Annotated in this window: 16 protein-coding genes, 1 pseudogene and 1 riboswitch; of the genes and pseudogenes, 2 read left to right on the plus strand and 15 right to left on the minus strand. The window is 31.1% G+C overall.

Annotated features, from left to right (window positions below):
* The first annotated feature begins 97 nt into the window (after window positions 1-97).
* On the plus strand, window positions 98-346 hold the full coding sequence (locus tag KI230_RS07410; RefSeq protein WP_001151997.1) for a ferredoxin: 249 nt from the start codon (window positions 98-100) through the stop codon (window positions 344-346).
* A 105-nt stretch (window positions 347-451) separates the two neighbouring features.
* Here the strand turns inward: KI230_RS07410 and KI230_RS07415 are convergent, their stop codons facing one another.
* The 13 genes and pseudogenes from KI230_RS07415 to KI230_RS07475 form a co-directional block, all read right to left on the minus strand.
* Entirely contained in the window at window positions 452-997 is a 546-nt protein-coding gene (locus KI230_RS07415) for an ECF transporter S component (RefSeq protein WP_001186912.1), read from the minus strand.
* Between the two features lie 61 nt (window positions 998-1058).
* Window positions 1059-1193: riboswitch (FMN riboswitch) on the minus strand.
* Window positions 1194-1603: 410 nt separating this feature from the next.
* Window positions 1604-2530, minus strand: a complete 927-nt coding sequence (locus KI230_RS07420; RefSeq protein WP_025174270.1) for a DUF1672 domain-containing protein — start codon at window positions 2528-2530, stop codon at window positions 1604-1606.
* A 77-nt stretch (window positions 2531-2607) separates the two neighbouring features.
* Entirely contained in the window at window positions 2608-3534 is a 927-nt protein-coding gene (locus KI230_RS07425; RefSeq protein WP_072384888.1) for a DUF1672 domain-containing protein, read from the minus strand.
* 113 nt (window positions 3535-3647) lie between these two features.
* A pseudogene (locus KI230_RS07430) lies at window positions 3648-4047 on the minus strand (hypothetical protein); the annotation flags it as partial.
* Between the two features lie 11 nt (window positions 4048-4058).
* On the minus strand, window positions 4059-4979 hold the full coding sequence (locus KI230_RS07435) for a DUF1672 domain-containing protein (RefSeq protein WP_045177162.1): 921 nt from the start codon (window positions 4977-4979) through the stop codon (window positions 4059-4061).
* Window positions 4980-5036: 57 nt separating this feature from the next.
* Window positions 5037-5954 (minus strand): DUF1672 domain-containing protein, encoded by a 918-nt coding sequence (locus KI230_RS07440; protein ID WP_214958245.1) that lies wholly within the window; start codon window positions 5952-5954, stop codon window positions 5037-5039.
* A 90-nt stretch (window positions 5955-6044) separates the two neighbouring features.
* A complete protein-coding gene (locus KI230_RS07445) occupies window positions 6045-8207 on the minus strand; it encodes a hypothetical protein (RefSeq protein ID WP_045177160.1) in 2163 nt (720 codons plus the stop codon).
* Window positions 8200-9129 carry a DUF1672 domain-containing protein gene (locus KI230_RS07450; RefSeq protein ID WP_001622322.1) on the minus strand — a complete coding sequence of 310 codons (930 nt, stop codon included), beginning with the start codon at window positions 9127-9129 and terminating at the stop codon, window positions 8200-8202. The genes KI230_RS07445 and KI230_RS07450 overlap by 8 nt, the downstream gene beginning before the upstream one ends.
* A 244-nt stretch (window positions 9130-9373) precedes the next feature.
* A complete protein-coding gene (srrB, locus tag KI230_RS07455; RefSeq protein ID WP_000987769.1) occupies window positions 9374-11125 on the minus strand; it encodes a two-component system sensor histidine kinase SrrB in 1752 nt (583 codons plus the stop codon).
* Window positions 11106-11831 (minus strand): two-component system response regulator SrrA, encoded by a 726-nt coding sequence (gene srrA / locus KI230_RS07460; protein ID WP_000064078.1) that lies wholly within the window; start codon window positions 11829-11831, stop codon window positions 11106-11108. Before srrA ends, srrB begins: the two co-directional genes overlap by 20 nt.
* 132 nt (window positions 11832-11963) lie before the next feature.
* The gene (locus tag KI230_RS07465) at window positions 11964-12701 is read right to left on the minus strand and encodes a pseudouridine synthase (RefSeq protein WP_000159577.1); all 738 of its coding nucleotides are present in this window, start codon (window positions 12699-12701) and stop codon (window positions 11964-11966) included.
* The gene (gene scpB / locus KI230_RS07470; RefSeq protein WP_000368657.1) at window positions 12694-13236 is read right to left on the minus strand and encodes an SMC-Scp complex subunit ScpB; all 543 of its coding nucleotides are present in this window, start codon (window positions 13234-13236) and stop codon (window positions 12694-12696) included. Before scpB ends, KI230_RS07465 begins: the two co-directional genes overlap by 8 nt.
* A complete protein-coding gene (locus tag KI230_RS07475) occupies window positions 13229-13960 on the minus strand; it encodes a segregation and condensation protein A (RefSeq protein ID WP_000273369.1) in 732 nt (243 codons plus the stop codon). Before KI230_RS07475 ends, scpB begins: the two co-directional genes overlap by 8 nt.
* 91 nt (window positions 13961-14051) lie before the next feature.
* Here KI230_RS07475 and KI230_RS07480 point away from each other — a divergent pair, with 91 nt between their 5' ends.
* Window positions 14052-14558, plus strand: a complete 507-nt coding sequence (locus KI230_RS07480; RefSeq protein WP_001183438.1) for a DUF309 domain-containing protein — start codon at window positions 14052-14054, stop codon at window positions 14556-14558.
* Between the two features lie 77 nt (window positions 14559-14635).
* Here the strand turns inward: KI230_RS07480 and xerD are convergent, their stop codons facing one another.
* Window positions 14636-15523, minus strand: coding sequence for a site-specific tyrosine recombinase XerD (gene xerD, locus KI230_RS07485; RefSeq protein ID WP_000447733.1), 888 nt, complete (start codon window positions 15521-15523; stop codon window positions 14636-14638).
* A 48-nt stretch (window positions 15524-15571) separates the two neighbouring features.
* Window positions 15572-16021, minus strand: a complete 450-nt coding sequence (fur, locus tag KI230_RS07490) for a ferric iron uptake transcriptional regulator (RefSeq protein ID WP_000392691.1) — start codon at window positions 16019-16021, stop codon at window positions 15572-15574.
* Window positions 16022-16032 lie beyond the last annotated feature (11 nt).

The following is a 16032-nucleotide window of genomic DNA, read 5'->3' on the forward strand; positions in this document are numbered from 1 at the left end:
CACTCTGTAAAACGGATAATTTGAAAATAAAAATGATGCTGTCTAAAATTTTAGTCACATTACTATTTTAGCATTTTTATCAAAGGAGGCGAAGACATTGGCAAAATATACAATCGTTGATATGGATACTTGTATTGCATGTGGTGCATGCGGTGCAGCAGCGCCAGATATATATGATTACGACGACGAAGGTATTGCTTTCGTAATCCTTGACGATAACCAAGGTACTGCAGAAGTACCTGAGGAATTATATGAAGATATGGAAGATGCAATTGATGGATGCCCTACAGATTCTATTAAAATTGCAGACGAATCATTTGATGGGGACGCTTTAAAATTTGAATAATTGATTTTTTAGACAAATGTTCCATAGAAAAAGCAGGCAAGCTATCGTTTATTGATAGTCACCTGCTTTTTATTATTATGTGTATATTATTTTGCTTTAATTTGATTAAATTCTTTTCAAGAAATTCGCAAGCCTTCTATATAGTAAAATAAATACAATAGAAATAACGATACCTTTAATAATATTGAATGGTATAATTCCTGAAACAATGATTACTTTAAGATTATTTGCGATATCAGCTAAGTTAAATATCATACCGTACAAAGGTAATAGAACGAAATAGTTCAAAATACTCAACACGATAGTCATAACGATTGTTGCAATGATTAATCCAGTAATCAAAGATTTTGTTGAACGTTTATTTTTATAGATGGCGTAAGCAGTTAATAAGAAACTTGCGCCTGCTAAAAAGTTAGCAAATGGTCCAACTGGATCGCCCATACTAAATAAGTAGTTCAATAAATTTTTAACCAGTGCAACTACGATACCGGCAACTGGTCCAAACGTAAATGTAGCTAGTAGTGACGGTACATCACTAAAATCTAAAGTTAAGTATGGTGGCAAAAATGGTATAGGAAACTTGATAAAAGTTAACACAAACGCAATCGCGCTCAACATACTTATTGTGATAAGACGTTTATTTTGTTGCATATTCAATTTTCTCCTTCCATTCATCTCGTAAGAATAGGAGGATTATTGCACAACAAAAAACCTCCATCTTCTCCCATCCAGACTATACTGTCGGCTCTAGAATCTCACTAGATCAGCCACTAATATGATACATACTAGCAGGTCGCAGGCTTTATTTACTGCCGGTTGGGAATTACACCCGACCCCGAAGATGAATTTTACATTATTAAATTTAATTCTCATTAATTTTATACTATATATCACAAAACCTCAATAACTATGCTTAAAATAGATCATGGTTACGTAATTGGAAAGTGTTTCATTGGTGATTTGCGAGCATTGTTTGGATAGGTTTGATTGGTTTGTGGTTTTATCTGTTGTTGGGATGGCTTTTTTGAACCTACCACACAATTAGGTCAAGATCGTCATAAAATGGAAAGCAAATTATAAGAATCTAGTAGGTCAAAAAGCTTTATATCAGTATTTCCATTTATATTATTAATTAAATCGCCAGAAGTTATACTTAAAATCTTCTACTTATTTCCATTCACAACAATAGTAGAATTATCTTTTTATTCTTGATCTACTCAATATACACTATTCTCCGTTAAATTTTCATCATTAATTTTATTCATCTTCAAACGCTCCAAACGACACTACTTTCTTATCATCAAAACGAGCTTTTTTTGTGCCAATAAATTTATTTCCCAATTGAGTAGTTATAGTATTTTTGATTGGCATATCTTTTGTCCTTTCAATTTTCTCGGATAAATCTATTACATTATTTATCTTTTCTTTTCTGTTTTTTTTATCATTCGTACTAAACAACGTTGCTACAGTATTACTATTTGCAGTATAGTTTAGCTCTTTTCTAGCTTGTTGCATACCTTCTTTAAATTCTTTATCATTTTTATGAATCAATGGTTCGTAATATTTACGATATTCTTTTAAATTTCTTGATAAATATGTAATATAAAAGTATTCATTTTGATACCCGACGTTTTGCGTCTTGTTGATTGCTTCTTTAGTAAAGCCTGTATATTGATATTTCTTTTCATTATCTTTAAAAAATTCATATAAATTATCATACTTTTCTTTTTGCGCTCGATATTCAAATCCACTAAGCACTGCACCCACCATCATACTCATATTATCACCGTTGTCATTACTACGCATTGACCCTTTTTGATGGATGGCATCTTTGTACAAAGGTAGACTAGCATTAAATACAATGCCATGATCATCACAATGCACATAAACTTCTACACCATCATCTTTACCTACAACATTGGTAGCCTTTACCTTCAGTCCAAAGTTGTCTTTAAAGAATTGTTCACCTACTTTTTCAAATTCTTTACGATGCTTCTTCGCAAATTCAATCGCATCTTTTTCTGCAGGTGGTTGGAAGCCTTGGCCTACATATTTTGAAGCTTCCATTTCTTCTGGTACTGATTTTGTTTCTGTTTTTGTGTCTTTTTTTGATTCATTTTCCATCGCGGAACATCCTGATAGCAGAAGTGTTGCTATTAAGATTAATTTCGCCTTTTTAAACATATCTCATCACCCATTTATCATTTATATCTTGATAAAACCAATATCCACCAATCTCTGTGAAATCTCTATCATTTATTTTATTCATTATCAAATACTCCATATTCCGAATTATCTTTACTGCTATAATTTGGTTTAATAGTATTTATTCTATTATCTGAAAATTGTATACTAAGATCTATCTCATTTGGAATATCTTTTTCTTTTTTTATTTCTTCTGCCATTTCTATTACATTTTCACTATTATTTTTTTTAGTATAGTTCTTCTTTTTACTAAATAGAGTAGTAGTTAACGAAACTTTTGACTTATCTTTTAATTGCTTCTTAACATTTGACATTTCTTTTGAAAATTCACTGTTACTTCTGTTTAATAATGGTTCAAAATAGTCTCTATACTCAGTTAAATTATACGGTATAGTCGTAATATAAAAATATTCATTTTCATAGCCACTATTTTGTGTCTTGTTAATTGCCTCTTTTGTAAATCCTGTATATTGATATTTCTCTTCATTATCTTTGAAAAATTTATATAAATTGTCATACTTTTCTTTTTGTGCTCGATATTCAAAGCCACTCAACACTGTACCAACTAAAGTACTCATATCATCGCCTTTATCCTCACTTTTTATTGAGCTATCACTGTCAATAATTGATTTGTCAAATGGAATACTTGCATTAAATACGATATCGTGGTCATCACAATGCACGAATACTTCTACGCCTTTTCCACTACCTACAACATTGGTAGCTTTAACTTTTAGACCAAAGTTATCCATAAAAAATTGTTCGCCTCGTTTAGCAATTTTATCTTTATGCTTCTTCGCAAATTCAATCGCATCTTTTTCTGCAGGTGGTTGGAAGCCTTGGCCTACATATTTTGAAGCTTCCATTTCTTCTGGTACTGATTTTGTTTCTGTTTTTGTGTCTTTTTTTGATTCATTTTCCATCGCGGAACATCCTGATAGCAGAAGTGTTGCTATTAAGATTAATTTCGCCTTTTTAAACATATATCATCACCCATTTATGTGTTTGTAAAACTTTTATGTTTAAAAAAACTACTTATTCTCAATGAAAACAAGTAGTTTTTAAAAATTTCATTTTGCAAATAGTTTTACTCTCTTAATTTATTTGCGTCATTTAGTTTATTTCTATATAAATCTTCAAATACATCTACTTGCGTTAAACAATCTCTGATTTTAATTTAATTATTCATTAATTTAGCATTTTGCAGCCAATCATCTCCAATACCCAATGATTTTAATGGATTATCTGGATTAATTGCCTCTTTAGATGTTCCTTGATAAATTATCGTCTGTTGACCAGTTGGTTCCCCCTGATCATTTAGTAGCTCGTAGGTTTTTATATCAACTGCATCTTTCATATTATCGTTATTTTTATCATTATAATAATCTATTTGTTTGAACCGTTTTCCATTTACTTTAAAAACTTTTTTCATTTATATCTTGATAAACCCAATAACTGCTCAATTCTGCTATGTCTCTATCATTTATTTTATTCACTTTATATTCACTCACCCTTCAATTGGATTTATATCGTCATAAAACGGCTTTTTAGTATTTATACTTGGTTTTCCTAATTGAATAGTAACTTGAGATTTTTGAGGCATATTGGGTTTATCCTTTAATTTATTACTCAATTCAATCACATCATCTACTGTATTGTCTTTAGTAAAGTTTTTCTTAGTAGAAAAAAGTGTAGAAACAGCATCAGTATTTGCAGTATAATTTAGCTCTTTTCTGGCTCGTTGCATACCTTCTTTAAATTCTTTATCATTTTTATGAATCAATGGTTCATAATATTTACGATATTCTTTTAAGTTTCTTGATAAATATGTAATATAAAAGTATTCATTTTGATACCCGACGTTTTGTGTCTTGTTAATTGCCTCGTTTGTAAATCCTGTATATTGATATTTCTCTTCATTTTCTTTAAAGAATTTATATAAGTTATCATACTTTTCTTTTTGCGCTCGATATTCAAAGCCACTGAGTACTGTACCTACCATCATACTCATATCATCAGCGTTGTCATTACTACGCATTGATCCTTTTTGATGGATGGCATCTTTGTACAAAGGTAAACTTGCATTAAATACAATGCCATGATCTTCGCAATGCACATAAACTTCTACACCATCATCTTTACCTACAACATTTGTAGCTTTAACTTTTAGTCCAAAGTTATCTTTAAAGAATTGTTCACCTACTTTTTCAAATTCTTTACGATGCTTCTTCGCAAATTCAATCGCATCTTTTTCTGCAGGTGGTTGGAAACCTTGGCCTACATATTTTGAAGCTTCCATTTCTTCTGGTACTGATTTTATTTCTGTATTTGTTTCTGTATTTGTGTCTTTTTTTGATTCATTATTCATCGCGGAACATCCTGATAACAGTAGCGTTGCTGTTAAGATTAATTTCGCCTTTTTAAACATATCTCATCACCCATTTATGTGTTTATATAGAATATTAAAAAGCATTTTAAAAAAAATTTATTCATCTTTACGATAAACTCCATATTCTATTGGATCATTATCATCATAAAAGGCTTTTTTAGTATTAATAGTAGGCTTTCCTATTTGAATTGTAATTGTAGATTTTTCTGGCTTATTTTTAAAATTATATAGTTTATCACTCAGTTCAATTACATCATCAACTGTATTGTCTTTAGTAAAATTTTTCTTTGTACTAAACAATGTTGTTACTGTATCTGTATTAGCAGCGTAATTTACTTCTTTTCTTGCTCGTTCCATTCCTTCTTTAAATTCTTTATCATTTTTTTGAATCAATGGTTCATAATACTTACGATATTCATCTAAACTTATAGTCGTGTATGTAATATAGAAATATTTATTTTTATATCCGACATTTTGTGTCTTGTTGATTGCTTCTTTAGTAAAGCCTGTATATTGATATTTCTCTTCATTATCTTTGAAAAATTTATATAAATTGTCATACTTTTCTTTTTGTGCTCGATATTCAAAGCCACTCAACACTGTACCAACTAAAGTACTCATATCATCGCCTTTATCCTCACTTTTTATTGAGCTATCACTGTCAATAATTGATTTGTCAAATGGAATACTTGCATTAAATACGATATCGTGGTCATCACAATGCACGAATACTTCTACGCCTTTTCCACTACCTACAACATTGGTAGCTTTAACTTTTAGACCAAAGTTATCCATAAAAAATTGTTCGCCTCGTTTAGCAATTTTATCTTTATGCTTCTTCGCAAATTCAATCGCATCTTTTTCTGCAGGTGGTTGGAAGCCTTGTCCTACATATCTGGAAGCTTCCATTTCTTCTGGTACTGATTTTGTTTCATTGTTGGATTCGTTATTGGTAGTTGAACATCCTGATAGTAGTATCGTTGCTATTAAGATTAGTTTAGTTCTTTTAAACATAGCACATCACCCATTTATGTGTTTGTAAAACTTTTATGTTTGAAAAAACTACTTATTCTCAATGAAAACAAGTAGCTTTTAATAAATTAATTAGTATACTGCTAGTTTTTCTAATTGTTCTTTAACTTGAATTAAGTTTGAACGAATTAACGAAGCAGATTGATCCATTGTTTGAATAGCTTGCCCTTCATTTTCGTTCAAACCATTACAAACAACTTCAAACTGTTGTGCCATTTGATCAAGACGTGCATGAGCTTGAGTGTTTAAAATAAACATATCATCATAATGAGATGGTTCAAAAATCTGATTAACAATTAACGGTTTCATATTTCTAACTATATCATCTAAGTGATTTTCTAAAATCGGCGATGCTGCCTTTAAATCATGTAAAAAATCTGTCCATTTTGTTAGGTTTATTTTTAATTCTTCTATTGAATTTTCAAATTGTTTTCGATCAATAGAGGATTCTTTTAAACCATCAATGATTCTTTTTTCGTATAACATTGTAATTAATAAATTAAGACCATCTATAATTCCTTTTATAATTTCTGTTGTGTTATTTATATTTCTTACTAACTCTTTGAAATTTTCATTATAAACTTTTTGAATATAATCAGATAATTCTTCAACAGCATTATCAATATGATTTTTTAAAATAGTCATTTTTCTTGATAAATATTTTGAAAGGTTAACTTTACCCGAAACCATATGTTGACCATTATAATTGATATTTAGGTTTCCATCCATAATAGTAGCATCTTGATAGGACATGATACTTTTTATATCAGCAATTTGATTACCATAAATGTCATTTTGATTTTTAATTAGAACGATATTTTCGCTAACGATTTTTAAATGTTTCATCATTTCTTCCGTCACACCATCTTGTAAATCATGATCTAAATTTTTAAACATTTTTACTAATATTTTATCGATTGAGTCGTGAATTCTTTCTATTCCACTCTGGAGTTGACTATCGACCTTATTAATACCCCACTTTAACGGTTTCAAGTTTAAAGCTGGAACTAAAATTGCAATAGGTCCAATTTTATCCATAAAAGAATCTATACTTTCAAATAACTCATTCTTTTTAGATGTAATGTCTCTACTCATATTTTCTAAAACATCAATTTCAATTACATTCTTAAATTTTTGTTTTAACTTATGCTTTCTATCTCCAAAATAAGAATTTTCCGACTGAGATATATTAAAACTTTCATTTAAAAATGTCACACATTCTTGTAACATAATGCTTGTTTCCCCTGTAACAAGTTGGTATAAATCACCTAATTTCTCAATATCTAACTTAATATTTCCCCCTTTACCTGACCTCGCTATTGAATCCCCTGTCCAAACATTTATTGGAATTCTACCATCCATGTCTAGATTTATATTTATAACCTTTTTCACTTCTTTTCCATTTTTAATCTCTGTATCCTTGACCGATTCTATTTTATGAACAGGTATATCCTTATATTCATTAGTTTTCGAATTGAATTCCCTTTTAAAACCAAGATGACTATCAATTAATCCATTTAAAGTTGGAACACCATCTCTTATATTAATTCTTTTACCTGGCATTTCTTTCGCAAATGGATCTTGTAACCATGATAGTAAGTCATTTGTACTATGAAAACTAATCATATTTTTAAATTTTGAATTTTTATATTGTTCCCATGAAGCATATGGTAACATAGCAGGATTAGAAGCAACTATATTTTCATTTTGATGTTTGGCCCCATGATATTTTGCTCCTGCGCCACCTTCGGAATTACCACCGTCAGCTACAATGCTTTTGTGCTTGTAATTTTTAGGATTTGTATTATATTTTCTAAGAAATTCACTTTTTGATAATTTATTTGCATCTTCTATTTTTTTCTTATATTGATTTGAAAATTCATCCGCTTGATTCAAATATTGTGTGGACATATTTGAATCATTCATTAATTTGATGTTTTGTATCCAATCATCACCGATATTTTTAGACCTAAGTGGGTTTTTAGGATTAATTGCCTCATTAGAAGTTCCTTGATAGACGATAGTCTGTTGGCCTGTTGGTTTACTTTTATCATCTAACAACTCATATATTTTAATATCAGCAGCACCATTCAAATTCCTATTTTTATCATCATTGTAACTATCTACTTGCATAAATCGTTTTCCATTAACTTTAATTTCTTTATTTGTATTTATATCTTGATAAACCCAGTAACCACTTAACTCAGTTAAATCTCTATCATTAATTTTATTCATCTTTACGATACACTCCATATTCTATTGGATCATTATCATCATAAAAGGCTTTTTTAGTATTAATAGTAGGCTTTCCTATTTGAATTGTAATTGTAGATTTTTCTGGCTTATTTTTAAAATTATATAATTTATCACTCAGTTCAATTACATCATCAACTGTATTATCTTTAGTAAAATTTTTCTTTGTACTAAACAATGTTGTTACTGTATCTGTATTAGCAGCGTAATTCACTTCTTTTCTGGCTTGTTCCATTCCTTCTTTAAATTCTTTATCATTTTTATGAATCAATGGTTCGTAATACTTACGATATTCTTTTAAGCTTCTTGACGAGTAGGTGATATAAAAATATTCATTTTTATATCCGACATTTTGCGTCTTGTTTATTGCTTCTTTTGTAAAGCCTGTATATTGGTATTTCTCTTCATTATCTTTGAAAAATTTATATAAGTTATCATACTTTTCTTTTTGCGCTCGATATTCAAAGCCACTTAGTACTGTACCCACCATCATACTCATATCATCACCTTTGTCCTCACTTCTTAATGAGCTATCACTGTCAATAATTGATTTGTCGAATGGAATACTCGCATTAAATACGATGTCGTGGTCATCACAATGCACGAATACTTCTACACCGTCGCCACTACCTACAACATTGGTAGCTTTAACTTTTAAACCGAAGTTATCCATAAAAAATTGTTCGCCTCGTTTGGCAATTTTATCTTTATGCTTCTTCGCAAATTCAATCGCATCTTTTTCTGCAAGTGGTTGGAAGCCTTGGCCTACATATTTTGAAGCTTCCATTTCTTCTGGTACAGATTTTGTTTCTGTTTTTGTGTCTTTTTTTGATTCATTTTCCATCGTGGAACATCCCCCTAAAATTAATGTCGTAGCTAAAACTGATCCAATGAATTTTTTCATATGACACCTCGAATAATTTAATTAATACAATATATCTATATTTTACCCTATTTTTATAATCAAATAAATAACTTTATCAAACTTTATATTTTTGTATAAATTAGTAATATATTTAATAGTTGATATTCGCAAAAACCCTAAGTTCTAATCCACATACAAAATTCCCCACATCAATCAAAAAACGCATGCTATAAATTAGAGTCTCTAATCAATAACATGCGTTCTGAAATAACTATATTCAATTTTATTCTGGTTTTGGTAGTTTAATAATAAATGTTGTGCCTTTCCCTAATTCGCTTTTAACATCTATGGAACCACCATGCTCTTCGATAATCATTTTACAAATGAACAAACCTAAACCGGTACCTTGTTTACCTCGCGTTCTCGCTGCATCAACTTTATAAAAACGATCAAATACTTGTTGTAAATGTTCTGGTGCAATGCCTGTACCTGTATCTTTAATGTATAAAATATCTTCGCTTTCATTTTCATCACAAGTAATTGCAATTTCATCTCCAGGTTTCGTATAACGTGATGCATTATCAATTAAGTTCGTTAGTACTTGGTCCATGCGATCCATATCATAACTCCAAACACGCTTCTTACAATAATTAAAAGTCATATTTAGACCTAAATCATCAGCTTGTTGGCGATACTTAATTTTCATCTTATCTAGTAACGCTGCAATAGGCTGAACTTCTTTATTTACGGATAACCCTTCAGCATCCATGCGTGCGACATTTAACAATTCATTAACTAAACGATTTAAACGTTTCGATTCATCAAGGACAATGGCAAGCGATTCTTTTATTTCATCCGGTTCTGTAACAATACCATCTACAATTGATTCAGTATAACCTTGAAGTAATGATATCGGTGTACGTAATTCATGTGATACATTAGCAATGAAATCTTTCTTCATTTGATCTAGATTGTGCTCATTAGTCATATCACGAACTGTCACAACAACACCACTTTTACCTCCCTGTTCAATCTTGTCGATATAGCTTGTGGTCACAACAAAGAATCGTGCATTCATTTCTAAATCGCGCATTTCAGTTTGTTTTGATTTAAAAGTATCTTCTATTTGTCTTAATAAGAAAGCTTTAGCATCTTCATCAATATTGTCCATAATATCATTCGCCATCTTATTAGATAAGATAATTTGTCGACTCTCATTAATACCTAGGACACCTTCTACCATAGAGTTAATTAAGCTGTCTCTAATATTTTTAGATGTGGATAATGCGTCGACATGCTCTTCGATTTCTGTACTCATCTGATTAAATGCCTGCGATAATTGACCAATTTCATCTTTCGTTGTGACAGAAGGTTTATAAGAGTAATCCCCTTCAGATACACGTGTAGCTTGGTCTCTTAAACGTCTTAAAGGTTTTGTAATTCTTGACGATAAGAAAAACGCAAAGACTGTTGTAATTGTTAAGAAAATAACAGCCGTAATTATGGTGATAATCGTAATAGCATTATTTGTATCTTCGATTGATTTCAAGTCTTTATATATAAAGACTCCACTATATTTGCTATGACTATTCTTCTGTGCTTTTGTTGGATAGCCTAACAAAATATATGTTTGAGATGAGCCCTTTTCTTTAATCGTTACATTTCGAGTAACAGATTTACCTTTATCAAACACATCGTCAAAATGGTCGTTGTTGACTACTTCATTCAACATTTGCTTTTTAATATTAGAAAGTGAAGCCGTTGATTGACGATGTTTATTATTTATAATCATCAACCCACCAGGATTTTCAATTAATGTTTGACTATATTTTATTGCTTCTTCTTTATTATGTGATTGTTCGACCAGTGAACTTATACGTCTAGCATCTTCTCTTATGGCATTTTCGGTTTCTTGTGTGAAATAGTATTGCATAAAGGTAATTAAAGCAATACTTAATAAAATTAAAACTGTCGTCACTATTAAAATAATAGTTAACCACAGTTTAATTACGACACTATTTAGCCGGCTCATCATTAGATTTAACCTCAAATTTATACCCAACGCCCCAGACTGTTTGAATCATATGCGCAGCTTCGCTAGACACACGATTTAACTTTTCTCTAAGTCGTTTAACATGAGTATCAACTGTTCTTAAATCACCATAGAATTCATAATGCCAAACTTCTTTTAATAATTGTTCACGGTCAAATACTTTATTTGGTGTTTTAGCTAAATATATTAATAATTCGTACTCTTTAGGAGTCAAATTAACTTCTTGATTATCAGCAAGTACGCGATGTGCATCATTATCTATTTCTAAATGTTTAAATTCAATCACATCACGTGCGTGAGGTTCGCTTTGTTCTACAGTTGTAGATTGCGTTCTTCTTAGAAGTGCTTTAACTCTTAAGACTACTTCTCTTGGTGAAAATGGTTTGACGATATAATCATCTGCACCAGATTCAAAACCTTCAACACGGTTTGTTTCTTCACCTTTAGCAGTCAACATAATAATCGGTGTTTGTTTATGTTCACGCAATTTAGTTGCCACCTGGATACCATCCATTTCAGGCAACATTAAATCTAGTAGTATGCAAGCATAATTATTCTCCATTGCAAGTTCATAAGCCTCTTGGCCATTACTTGCTTCATGGATTTCAAAAGATTCTCTTTCTAAATACATTTTAAGTAATCTTCTGATTCTATCCTCATCATCTACGATAAGTATTTCGTTCGACATACAGGTCATACCTCCCACACATGCTTTTCTTTACAAAAGTATTATATCACAGGAAAGCGCATACAGTTATTAAAAACCTAAAATTTTGTGAAAAAATTCTCAAACTTTGTGATAAATACATATTTTATTTAATTATTTCCCATGTTCTGCTAAATGACGCATCACTTTTACTTCATGAGGCGTCAATACACGTCCTTCACCAGCATTCAAACCGACAACATTTAAAGGCCCATATTCAATACGAGACAGTTTCGTCACTTGATGACCAAAATGTTCGAACATTCTTCTGACTTGGCGATTACGACCTTCTGTAATTGTAATTTCAACCAATGTTGTGTTTTTATCTTTATCTTGTTTCTTAACTTTCACTTCAGCCGGTTGCGTCATACCATCTTCTAATTCAATACCTTTTTCTAGCGCTTTCACTTCTTCTCTCATTAAATAACCTTTTAATTTCGCAACATATTTTTTCTTAATTTGATATCTTGGATGTGTCATTAAATTAGTAAATTCACCATCATTTGTGAGTAATAACAATCCAGAAGTATCATAGTCTAAACGACCAACAGGATAAATACGTGCTTCTATATCTTTAAAGTAATCTGTAACCACTGTACGTCCTCTATCATCAGATACACTTGTTATCACTTGAGTTGGTTTATGGAATAAAATGTAAATTTTGTCTTCTAGTTCTATTTTAATACCTTCAACTTCAATCGTATCTGATGGCTTCACTTTTGTTCCTAATTCAGTGACAGTCGTACCATTCACTTTCACTTTTCCTTCAGAAATTAAAGTTTCTGCCTTACGTCTTGAAGTATAACCGCTATTAGCTATACGTTTTTGTAATCGTTCTAATTCTTTAGTCATTATTTTCTCCTTTTTGATTGACTAGATTACTGAAAAAAGCATCCATTTCTTCATCGTCTTCTTCAGTTGTCGGCAAATCTTCTATATTGGAAATACCAAATACATTTAAAAATAAATCAGTAGTAATTAACTGTTGGCTACGCTGTTCATTAACCACTTTAGCCTCAACTAGTCCTTTGGCAATCAATGTCTTAACTGCACCATCTGAATTGATACTACGAATTAATTCAATATCACTTCTTGATAATGGCTGGTTATAAGCAATAATTGATAGTACTTCCATTGCTGCTTGTGATAATTTCATTTGTGACTTTTGTTCAATTAATTGTTCAATATACGTTGCCGCTTCTTTTTTAGTCGTTAAAACATACGTCGTTCCAAATCGTTGTATCATTAATCCATGTGATGAATAATTTTCAATTAATTCAACGAGTTGATTTTTCGACATATCTAATATTTCTAATAGTTGTTTTTCATCTAAACCTTCATCGCCAGCTGTAAATAAAAGCGACTCTAATATACCATGATTATCCAAAATGGTAGTTCACTCCTCTAATAATGTTAATATCTTCAAAATTACGTTGTTGCTCAATATTAATTATTCCTGCTTTTGACATCTCTAAAATAGCTAAAAAGTGAGTGACTACTTGTTCAATTGGCTCAGAAAACGTAAACAGACTAAAGAAGTTAAAATGATCTTTATCTTTCAATCTCGATGTCACTTGTTCTGTAGCTTGTTGAATGGTAAATGTCTCTTTCCGAATTTCAACAGATTTAGGTGTGTTTAATGCAACTCTATTTTTAACTCTTTGATAAGCTACAATTAATTCAGTTAAATCAATCGTATGGTTTGGATCCCAAGATTCATCTGTTTCCAAATGAGATAAATCTGTCGGTCTTTTTGTAAAATAAAAATCTCTTTCTTCTTTCATGTCATTTAAAATAGCAGTATATTCTTTATAATTTTGATATTCTATTAAACGCCCAACTAAATCTTCCCGTGGGTCATCATCAACATCCATATCTGATGTTGATTGTGGTAATAGCATCTTACTTTTAATCATTAAGAGTTCTGACGCTAATACTAGGTATTCACTTGCAATATTAATTTCAAGCTGTTTCATTGCATGAACGTACTGCATATACTGCTCTGTTAATGCTTGCATAGGAATATCATAAATATCTATTTCAAATTTTTGGATAAGATGCAACAATAAATCTAATGGTCCATTGAAAGCATCTAATTTAACTTCATACATAATATCTACCTCGTATTGCGTCATATGTGCATAATTCTCTAAAATATTATAGCATGAAAATAACTTTCTTTTAAATTGGGGTGATAACAAAATGCAACAGGCACTGATAAATTTCTATTATCAATTTCATACTAAGCAACATTATTTCCTATGTCATGACATTTTAGAAGATGCATGGAAAGCTGAAAATAACTACAGTAAGCAAGATGCAGTCGTTAGTTTAATCTTGTTTGCAACTGCCTGTTATCATTATCGCCGCAATAATTTAAAAGGCGCCTATAAGTCTTTTAATAAATCTAAAGAAATAATACAAAATGCTAAAGATAGAGATGTGTTATACCTTAATTTAAATGATTATCAATTGTTAATTGAGCAACAGATTGCAAAATTGAATGCAGCAAAGCCTTTTTCATCTGTTATATTACCAATAACTCCAGACTTTGAACGCATCATCAAGGCCAACTATCCAGACTATGATTATAATCAGGAAACATCAACAGATCCTTTTATTGTAGACCATCACATGCGGCGTGATCGTTCAGAAGTGATTTCAGCAAAAGAAGAAGCGATTCAATTAAGAAAACATAGACGTAATTAATCAACCAATTTAAAAAAGCCACAATAGCACAGACATTTTTAGTCATGTGTATTGTGACTTTTGAGTTATGGTTCACTTTATGCTCTAGGATGAAATTGGTTATACATTTTTCTAATTTGAGATTTTGAAACATGTGTATAGAGTTGCGTAGTAGATATGTCAGAGTGACCTAACATCTCTTGCACTGCTCTTAAATCTGCGCCATTTTCCAATAAATGTGTCGCAAAAGAGTGGCGTAACGTATGTGGCGTTAACGTCTTTTTAATGTTTGCCTTTACACCATTTTGTTTAATCATTTTCCATATTGCTTGTCGTGATAAAGGTTTACCATGCATATTTAAAAATAAGACTTCGGTAACAGTCTTTTTTAAAAGTTGCGGTCTAATCGTTTCAATATAAGTAGTTAAGTACTCAATGACTGCGTCGCCTAATGGTACAATTCTTTCTTTATCGCCTTTACCAAATACGCGTACAAATCCCATTATTAAGTTCACGTTTTCTAACTCTAAATGTATCAATTCAGATACACGCATTCCCGTTGCGTACAGAAGTTCTAACATCGTACGATCACGATAACCATTAATTTTATTTAGATCCGGCGTTTCTAATAAAGCCAACACTTCGTCAACATTTAAAACGTCAGGCAATTTTTTGTCATATTTTGGTGAATCTAATAATACCGTTGGATCTTTCGCCGCATATTTTTCTCTTATAGCAAATTGATGAAAACTACGGATTGTTGAAATAAATCGCGCAATAGATTTAGCAGATTGCCCTTGGTCTATTAAATGCCCCAAACACTCTTGAATTAATTGTCGATCTATAAAATCAATATGCGAGATATGATGTTCAGTCATATAATCTTGATACTTTTTCAAATCACGTCTATAAGCACCAATTGTGTTAGAACTTAGTCCTTTTTCAATTTGTATAAAACGCAAATATTCTTCAATAATTGTTTCCATAACCACACCTCTAAAAAAAGCGAAGGTTAATTTAACCTACGCAATTTACTATCCTTTACCTTTAGCTTGGCACGTTTCACACACACCATGGAAAGTTAAACGATGATCTAAAATTTTAAAATTGAACTCATTTTCAACTCGATTTTCAACTTCTGGTAACAAATCTTCATCGATTTCATCTACACGACCACATTCCATACATACTAAATGATGGTGGAAATGTTTTGCGCCTTCTTTTCTTAAATCAAAACGAGCGACGCCATCACCAAAGTTAATTTTGTCGACAACTTTTAGTTCAGCTAACAACTCTAACGTTCTGTATACTGTCGCCAAGCCAATTTCAGGCGCTTTGTCTTTTACTTTCAGATATACGTCTTCAGCACTTAGATGATCTTTTTCATTTTCAATTAGAACTCTAACAGTAGCTTCGCGTTGTGGCGTTAGCTTATATGATGATTGTTGTAATTGTTGCTTAACGCGATTTAATCGTTCTTCCAACGATGTCCACT

The sequence above is a fragment of the Staphylococcus sp. MZ3 genome (genome assembly GCF_018622755.1).
GTDB classification, from domain to species: domain Bacteria; phylum Bacillota; class Bacilli; order Staphylococcales; family Staphylococcaceae; genus Staphylococcus; species Staphylococcus aureus.

What these genes read in the sequence shown, in the direction of transcription:
- KI230_RS07415 (WP_001186912.1), bottom strand. Translation starts at nt 997, where the DNA reads ATGCAACAAAATAAACGTCTTATCACAATAAGTATGTTGAGCGCGATT.
- KI230_RS07420 (WP_025174270.1), bottom strand. Translation starts at nt 2,530, where the DNA reads ATGTTTAAAAAGGCGAAATTAATCTTAATAGCAACACTTCTGCTATCA.
- KI230_RS07425 (WP_072384888.1), bottom strand. Translation starts at nt 3,534, where the DNA reads ATGTTTAAAAAGGCGAAATTAATCTTAATAGCAACACTTCTGCTATCA.
- KI230_RS07435 (WP_045177162.1), bottom strand. Translation starts at nt 4,979, where the DNA reads ATGTTTAAAAAGGCGAAATTAATCTTAACAGCAACGCTACTGTTATCA.
- KI230_RS07440 (WP_214958245.1), bottom strand. Translation starts at nt 5,954, where the DNA reads ATGTTTAAAAGAACTAAACTAATCTTAATAGCAACGATACTACTATCA.
- KI230_RS07445 (WP_045177160.1), bottom strand. Translation starts at nt 8,207, where the DNA reads ATGAATAAAATTAATGATAGAGATTTAACTGAGTTAAGTGGTTACTGG.
- KI230_RS07450 (WP_001622322.1), bottom strand. Translation starts at nt 9,129, where the DNA reads ATGAAAAAATTCATTGGATCAGTTTTAGCTACGACATTAATTTTAGGG.
- srrB (WP_000987769.1), bottom strand. Translation starts at nt 11,125, where the DNA reads ATGATGAGCCGGCTAAATAGTGTCGTAATTAAACTGTGGTTAACTATT.
- srrA (WP_000064078.1), bottom strand. Translation starts at nt 11,831, where the DNA reads ATGTCGAACGAAATACTTATCGTAGATGATGAGGATAGAATCAGAAGA.
- KI230_RS07465 (WP_000159577.1), bottom strand. Translation starts at nt 12,701, where the DNA reads ATGACTAAAGAATTAGAACGATTACAAAAACGTATAGCTAATAGCGGT.
- KI230_RS07475 (WP_000273369.1), bottom strand. Translation starts at nt 13,960, where the DNA reads ATGTATGAAGTTAAATTAGATGCTTTCAATGGACCATTAGATTTATTG.
- KI230_RS07480 (WP_001183438.1), top strand. Translation starts at nt 14,052, where the DNA reads ATGCAACAGGCACTGATAAATTTCTATTATCAATTTCATACTAAGCAA.
- xerD (WP_000447733.1), bottom strand. Translation starts at nt 15,523, where the DNA reads ATGGAAACAATTATTGAAGAATATTTGCGTTTTATACAAATTGAAAAA.